General features: G+C 44.2%; 6 protein-coding genes. 1 reads left to right on the top strand and 5 read right to left on the bottom strand.

Annotated features, from left to right (window positions below; genetic code table 11):
* Positions 1-117: 117 nt before the first annotated feature.
* From UQ64_RS26340 to UQ64_RS26330, 3 genes are all read right to left on the bottom strand, one after another.
* Positions 118-1,356 carry an L-lactate MFS transporter gene (locus UQ64_RS26340; RefSeq protein ID WP_060626410.1) on the bottom strand — a complete coding sequence of 413 codons (1,239 nt, stop codon included), beginning with the start codon at positions 1,354-1,356 and terminating at the stop codon, positions 118-120.
* Positions 1,357-1,494: 138 nt separating this feature from the next.
* Positions 1,495-2,223, bottom strand: coding sequence for a LytR/AlgR family response regulator transcription factor (locus tag UQ64_RS26335; RefSeq protein ID WP_060626406.1), 729 nt, complete (start codon positions 2,221-2,223; stop codon positions 1,495-1,497).
* Positions 2,220-3,881, bottom strand: a complete 1,662-nt coding sequence (locus UQ64_RS26330) for a sensor histidine kinase (RefSeq protein WP_060626404.1) — start codon at positions 3,879-3,881, stop codon at positions 2,220-2,222. Before UQ64_RS26330 ends, UQ64_RS26335 begins: the two co-directional genes overlap by 4 nt.
* Before the next feature lie 205 nt (positions 3,882-4,086).
* Between UQ64_RS26330 and UQ64_RS26325 the strand changes: the two genes are divergently transcribed.
* Positions 4,087-4,602: a nucleotidyltransferase family protein gene (locus tag UQ64_RS26325; RefSeq protein WP_060626408.1), complete on the top strand. Its 516-nt coding sequence runs from the start codon at positions 4,087-4,089 to the stop codon at positions 4,600-4,602.
* 52 nt (positions 4,603-4,654) lie between these two features.
* On the opposite strand, the gene UQ64_RS26320 is transcribed toward UQ64_RS26325, so the two are convergent.
* Both UQ64_RS26320 and UQ64_RS26315 read right to left on the bottom strand, forming a co-directional pair.
* Positions 4,655-5,854 (bottom strand): methyl-accepting chemotaxis protein, encoded by a 1,200-nt coding sequence (locus UQ64_RS26320; RefSeq protein ID WP_156417685.1) that lies wholly within the window; start codon positions 5,852-5,854, stop codon positions 4,655-4,657.
* Between the two features lie 219 nt (positions 5,855-6,073).
* Positions 6,074-6,376 carry a hypothetical protein gene (locus tag UQ64_RS26315; protein ID WP_060626397.1) on the bottom strand — a complete coding sequence of 101 codons (303 nt, stop codon included), beginning with the start codon at positions 6,374-6,376 and terminating at the stop codon, positions 6,074-6,076.
* Positions 6,377-6,563: the final 187 nt, after the last annotated feature.

Raw genomic sequence — 6,563 nt, 5'->3', positions numbered from 1 at the left:
TAGAATAGACAGAAATAGCTGGATTAAGACATAGATGGCAACGGGCGAATAACATTTTCATTCTGGGATGTGAGCTAATGGCTCATGAAAGTTTTTTGATATAGTTGTCTTTTACCTTTAAGCCGTCCGCTCTGTAGCTTTGAGGCGCAGGGCCTTCTTCTCTTCAGCTTTCTCCACCGGCAGTTTTAGCGAAATCGCGATGAGGCAAGCCAGCAGGCACAAGAGACCAAAGATCACAAAAGTAGGTTTAAACCCGCCCAGGAAGACGGCGATGAACGAACCGGAAAGGGCACCAATACCGAAACCTTGATACACGATTCCATAGTTCTTACTGTGGTTCTTCAGTCCGAAGAAGTCACTGACAATAGCCGGGAACACTGTAATATTACCCCCGAAGCAGAATGCAATAGCCGCTACACAAGTGAAAAATAATCCGAAATTCAGCGTCGCATAGCTAAGGGTCAACATAGCGGCTGCCGTTACAGCAAGCGAAGCGCCTACCAGCTTCAAACGGCTCATTTTGTCAGACAGGGCTCCCAGAATCAAACGTCCTGCTGTATTAAAAATCGCAATCATCGCTACCGCATTAGCTGCCGTCTGCACATCCAGTCCAGCCAGCTGCACGCCGATATCTTTTACAATACCGATCAAATACAGGCCACACATACAAGCGGTGAAGAAAATGATGAACAACAGATAAGCTTCTTTCGTACGCAGCATTTCTTTTACGGTGTAGTCTTTAGGTTTAGCTGTAGTTGAAGTTGATGTGGCACCCAGTGATGCCGCTTGTACCGGAGCTTCTCTTACAAGCAGAGCGCCAATCACAATCATGACCATAACAATCATGCCCCAATACATAAACGTATTCGATACACCCACTGAGTCAATCAAGCTGCCATTGATATATTTAAAAATCAAGCTCCCCGTTCCGTAAGCACCCACAGACACACCGGAGATTAAGCCTTTATTATTCGGAAACCATTTAATTAAGTTAGATAATGAAGTGATATAAGCTGTTCCGTCTGCAAAACCAACGATTACACCAGCCAATACATAGAACATTAGAAGCGAATTCGCCTGAGAGCTAAGAATCAATCCTAGACCAAGCACAATCCCTGCGGCGGTAGTTAACCGGCGAAGACCAAAACGATCCTGCAATTTCCCTGCGAACAAAGTCGCAAAAGCGAGTGCAAAGCTCGTGATCGAAAACGTAATCGAAACAGAGTTAAGCTCCCATCCGAATTTTGTTACCAGATGTGCATTGAACAAACTCCATGTATAAATGGTACCTAGACCCATCTGCATAATTACTGTTCCTAATACGATAAGCCACCGTTTGGCGTTTTTGTTGTCCATCGTCGAAGTCATGGTCTATTCCTTCTTTCTCTCTCGTGATCTGCTACAAGAGCTTCTATTGCCTCTTTATTGTAGCTAAACCAGCGGATGTTGAGAGAAATCTGGCATGAGATGACGAAAATGAAGAATGAACTGCATTTATAGGCGCATGATCTGCCTGAATTCCTTTACTTTGCTACGACTTACCGGCACCTCAAACTCCAAATCATGCAGGCGCAGTAAGTACGTATTGTTGAACCAAGGGATGATTTCCTTGATCTTGGATAGGTTAACGATATAGGAACGATGGCAGCGAAAAAAACGATCCTCAGGCAGTCGATTATAAAAATCGCTGATGCTGAGTGCCATACTATATTCCTCACCTTTAGTCATTACGCTCGTACTTTTCTCCTGTGCGGAGGCGTAATAAATATCGTCGGCATTCACTACGATAATCTTTTCATTTTTCCACAGGTTCACCTTATCACTGACTGGATTACGCTCTTCTTCTCCTTGTCGCCCACGGGCGGCGAATGCTCCTTCCAGCTTGTGCAGCATAGCCTTAATTCGCACCTCACTGTAAGGCTTCAGAATATAGTCGAACGCTTCAATCTCAAAGGCTTCAGCAGCATGCTCCTTATAAGCAGTAATAAACACTATATATGGTTTCACCGAGAATCTGCTAATATTCTGAGCCAACAGCACTCCGTCGATCGAGGGAATATTAATGTCCAGAAAAATCACATCTACCGTCTCAACCTGTAAAAATTTGAGTGCATCCAGCCCGTCTTCAAATTGTGCGGCAATGTCGATCCCGCTGTGTGTCTCTATTAAATAAGCCAGCTCCTGTCTTGCCAGCTCTTCATCTTCCACGATGATTGCTCTCATAGGCCCTCCTTTTTGACATCAAAAAAGATATCTGTCCCTTTATCCAACCTCTGTATCGTAAGTCCAGTCCCATAGATTAGCTTCACGCGTTGGTGTACATTAAACAGTCCGATCTTATTCTCCGGCATATCACCAGTATAGACCTTCTCTATCGTTTCCTCGCTGATGCCAGCTCCAGTATCCCGAATGCCAACTCGTACAATATCACCTAGATCTTTTACAGAGATCGTTACTGTTCCCGTTCCTCTAACCTTCAGTATGCCATGTATGATCGCATTCTCTACAAGCGGCTGAATGATCAGACTCGGAATCCGAACCTGAACCTCATCAATATCATAGAGGACATTAAGCCGGCTTCCGAAGCGTGCTTTTTCAATCTCTACGTATTGCTGAACCTGCTGCAGCTCGCGCTTAATATCAATGAATTCATCCGTCAGCTCCAGATTATATCTCATATAACCGGACAGATTTACAATTAGCTCGCGCGCCTTATCCGGGTTAATCCGAATCGAGGACGCAATCGCATTCAGTGCATTGAACAGGAAGTGTGGGTTAATGCTTGTCTGCAGCGCCTTTAGCTCCGCTTTGTTCGCCATTTCTTTAATGCCCTCAACCCGCGATACTTCCATTAGCGTAGAGATCATTTGCGACAGTCCCACGGCCATAGCTTGGAGAGAGTAAGTGATTTTGTGGGCCCTGGTGTAATAGATTTTGAGCGCTCCCGTCACTTCGCCTTTTTCCTTCAATGGAATAATAATCAGCGATTTAATCTCCGGATTCACATAATCACTATCGTCGTTACGGATGGTGATTTCACCACTGGACAACGTCACTTTAGTTTCTTCAGTAATAATTTCATTGGTCGTAGTATAATCCTCTTCTCCAACACCAACGTAAGCGAGAATGAGTCTAGTATCCGTAATAGCTACCGCATCTGCGCCGATATCTTCTTTGATAATTTGGCAGATGGTGCGAAGCGACTCGGGATTAATATTACGAAAATAAGGCAAGGTCTTATTAGCAATATCCAGTGCCAGCTTGGACTGCTTCGCCGCAATCCGTTCCTTTTCACCTTCCACACTCTGCACTAGCATGACAATCAGACCGACACTAATCTGGCTCATAATCATCGGAAAAGCAATTTTGGACACGATATCCACACCCAGCGACGACGGCTCAGCCATCACCAGAATGAGCAGCATCGTCAGGGCTTCACAGGCCATCCCGGCCAAAATACCGGCCATCCAGCGACGTTCACCAGAAGTACGGCGGTATATTATCCCTGACACAATACCTGCGGTAATACTCGTAATCAGACAAGGAAGAGAGGTTACCCCTCCGATATCAATCAGAAAACGGTGAACCCCTGAGATGATGCCTGTTATAAGCCCTACCCATGGCCCGAACAGAATCCCACCGGATACGATGGCGATGATTCGCACATTCACAAGCGAACCTTCCACATTAATCCCACTGTAGGTACCAAAGATGGCAAATAAACTGAAGATCATCGTCGCTATGGCAAGCTCCTGCGGGGCGTAGGTTCCTTTTTGAAAAATCTCTTTAAAACGCGGCAGACGCGTCAGCACAAACAGACACATCAGCAATAGCGCAGCTCTTTCGAATAATTGCAGTAATATCGTAAATGTATATTGCATGGTCTCCGCCTCCAAAGGACTAGATGTCGATTTATTATAAAGATAGTTCATGCCTCTGTCCATTCAGCCTGTCCTTTTATACCTCTATCGAAACTCTTGTTGTATGATATGAACAGATTGGAAACACGACTATGCGGAGGTGAGCGGGTTGCAGAAGATAGAACATGAGGTAGATATTATTCAGCTTGTACAAAATGATCCCTGGATGATGGATATATTAGAAAATGCTAGATCCCTTGAGCTACCCGATTGGTGGGTTTGCGCTGGCTTTGTACGTGCAAAAATCTGGGACACCCTACATGGCTTCGAAGAACGGACACCTTTGCCAGACGTTGATGTTATTTATTATGACAACAGCAATCTTCAAGAGGAAGTGGAGAAGCAATGGGAGGCGAAACTAAGAGACCTAAACCCCAATGTCCCCTGGTCTGTTAAAAATGAAGCAAGAATGCATACAGTCAACAACCTTGCACCCTATACATCATCTGTAGATGCGATCGCCAAGTTTCCGGAAACAGCTACAGCGCTTGGACTCTCCCTAGATCGATCGGGAAAAATCATCCTAGTCGCTCCACACGGAATTTCAGACGTAATCAATGTACTCTTACGACCTACCCCGCATTTCACAGAGAATCCGAACTTACTTCCTATTTATGAACAACGAGTTATTAAGAAAAAGTGGCAGACTACTTGGAAGCAGCTGCAGATTGTCCCTACTTAAAACAACAAACAGCAAGCCCCGGTATATAAGGGAGCTTGCTGTCTTTGTTTTATTACACCGCCAAATCAATACCAACTACACCTACAACATCTCCCTGACGATTCTTGATCGCTTTGGACAATGTAATACACGAACGCTTAGTGATTGCTGAAACATAAGGCTTCGAGACATATTCACCTTCATTTATGGCACCATTCCACCAATCACGTCGCTTGGCATTCAAGAGGCCAGCCGCTGGCTCGGAATAGATAAAGGTCCCATCCGTCCGATTGGACCAAATGGCTTGTACATCCGGAATTTTTTTATTGTAAGAAGTCAAAACACCTTGATGAACTTCAGTATCTGGGGCGTATAGCTCTTCCTTAGCTGAAATTGTCTCCAAGAGACTCTGCATTTCCTGAAGCCGGGCTGCATATTGGCTCATCTCGATTTCTTCTCGACCCGCAATGCTGGTAACCGACTGCTGCAACGATTGCGACTCGGCTAGCAGATTGGCGCTTACTTCGTTCAGCTGCCCGATCTGACTCCGCTGCCGTGTCACCTGCTCCAGCGTAAGATCCACATTGGCGATCGTCTCATTCACGATAGCCACCGCCCCACTCAGCTCCGTCGTCACTTCTACAATCAGCTTGCCCTGCTTCGCGGCAGCATCGATGGTTTCCGTTACGGCGCTGCCTACCTCATCGACTCTCGACGCAATATCATCGAGTCGAAGCTTCACAGTGCCGACCTCGTTCACCCCACGTTCCACTGAGGCTTGCTCTTTCGTAACGGATTCCAGCACCTGCTGTACTCCGTTATTAATGTCGAGCAAGATGCCAGAGGAACGGTCTACCGAGCTCTTGCTTTGATCGGCCAGCTGCCGAATCCGGCTGGCCACTACCGCAAATCCGCGGCCCTGTTCCCCGGCCCGTGCCGCTTCAATGGAAGCATTAAGCGCTAGCAGTGAGGTCTCATCCACAATTCCGTTAATAAGCGTATTGATCTCTTCTACCATCGCAATATGATTACTCAGGGTAGTAAACTTAGCTAACATGTCCCCGCTCTGCATCTGTAAATCCTTCATCACAGCATCTGCGATGCTCAAGGAATCAACCATGGTTGTCATTCCTTGACGAGCGTATTTCATATTTGACCCCAGTCTCTCCGTCAACTCTTCGATATGAGCTGTAACTGAGGCCACGCTGCCCATCGTCTGATACGCGCCTTCAATATTGGCTTTCGCTTCGTTGCTGCGAATCCTTAAATCCATCTCCTCGCGGAAAGACTGATCGAAAAGGAATTTCAATAAATAGATAGATAGGGAAGATACATATGAAATATACGGTGAAATAATTAAGCAAATGTGAAAAACGACCAAGATATTGTTCCTTCATTTATAACGATATTATTTGGTTAGTTCGTGACGATTTTTCATTTAGACCTGAATAGTTACGATATTTTTTAAAAAATCATTCACACATTGTAATAATCAGACCTCTTGAATTTTTACTAGAAAAGGCTCTCGAATCAAATTGTATCTATATTTTAACAAATACGTTTTATTTTCTTGAATTAAAGGCCATACGATTTTTGGTACTTTAATATCTTTTGTCATTCCACCTTCAAATTTCACTTCTATATAATTCTTATTATGCTCTATCATTTTCTTATCGATAGTAACAATCGACACATTACTTGATGTTATAAAAAAATAATAAATAATAAATATAATTAATAATAAGAAGAATCCCTGAACACTTCTCTTCTTTTTAATCATACCTATGTTTTTCATGGTTTAATACACCCCCTTATTAAGTCTAATACTTTTTTCTTCAAAGATCTTAGGAAGTATATAACGCAACTGACTACATATTTATATAAGACGGATTGTAATATGAAGTGCGACAGCTAAACAGAGAAAGCCCATGGGGATTCGTGTAGAATGAAGTTACCACACACCATTCACACAAGGAGAATCA

Source organism: Paenibacillus etheri (genome assembly GCF_001012825.1).
Lineage (GTDB): Bacteria > Bacillota > Bacilli > Paenibacillales > Paenibacillaceae > Paenibacillus_AQ > Paenibacillus_AQ etheri.
The sequence above is the reverse complement of the archived record's forward strand: the minus strand, read 5'-3'. Positions and strand labels throughout refer to the sequence as shown.

What these genes read in the sequence shown, in the direction of transcription:
- UQ64_RS26340 (WP_060626410.1), bottom strand. Translation starts at nt 1,356, where the DNA reads ATGGACAACAAAAACGCCAAACGGTGGCTTATCGTATTAGGAACAGTA.
- UQ64_RS26335 (WP_060626406.1), bottom strand. Translation starts at nt 2,223, where the DNA reads ATGAGAGCAATCATCGTGGAAGATGAAGAGCTGGCAAGACAGGAGCTG.
- UQ64_RS26330 (WP_060626404.1), bottom strand. Translation starts at nt 3,881, where the DNA reads ATGCAATATACATTTACGATATTACTGCAATTATTCGAAAGAGCTGCG.
- UQ64_RS26325 (WP_060626408.1), top strand. Translation starts at nt 4,087, where the DNA reads ATGATGGATATATTAGAAAATGCTAGATCCCTTGAGCTACCCGATTGG.
- UQ64_RS26320 (WP_156417685.1), bottom strand. Translation starts at nt 5,854, where the DNA reads ATGGATTTAAGGATTCGCAGCAACGAAGCGAAAGCCAATATTGAAGGC.
- UQ64_RS26315 (WP_060626397.1), bottom strand. Translation starts at nt 6,376, where the DNA reads ATGAAAAACATAGGTATGATTAAAAAGAAGAGAAGTGTTCAGGGATTC.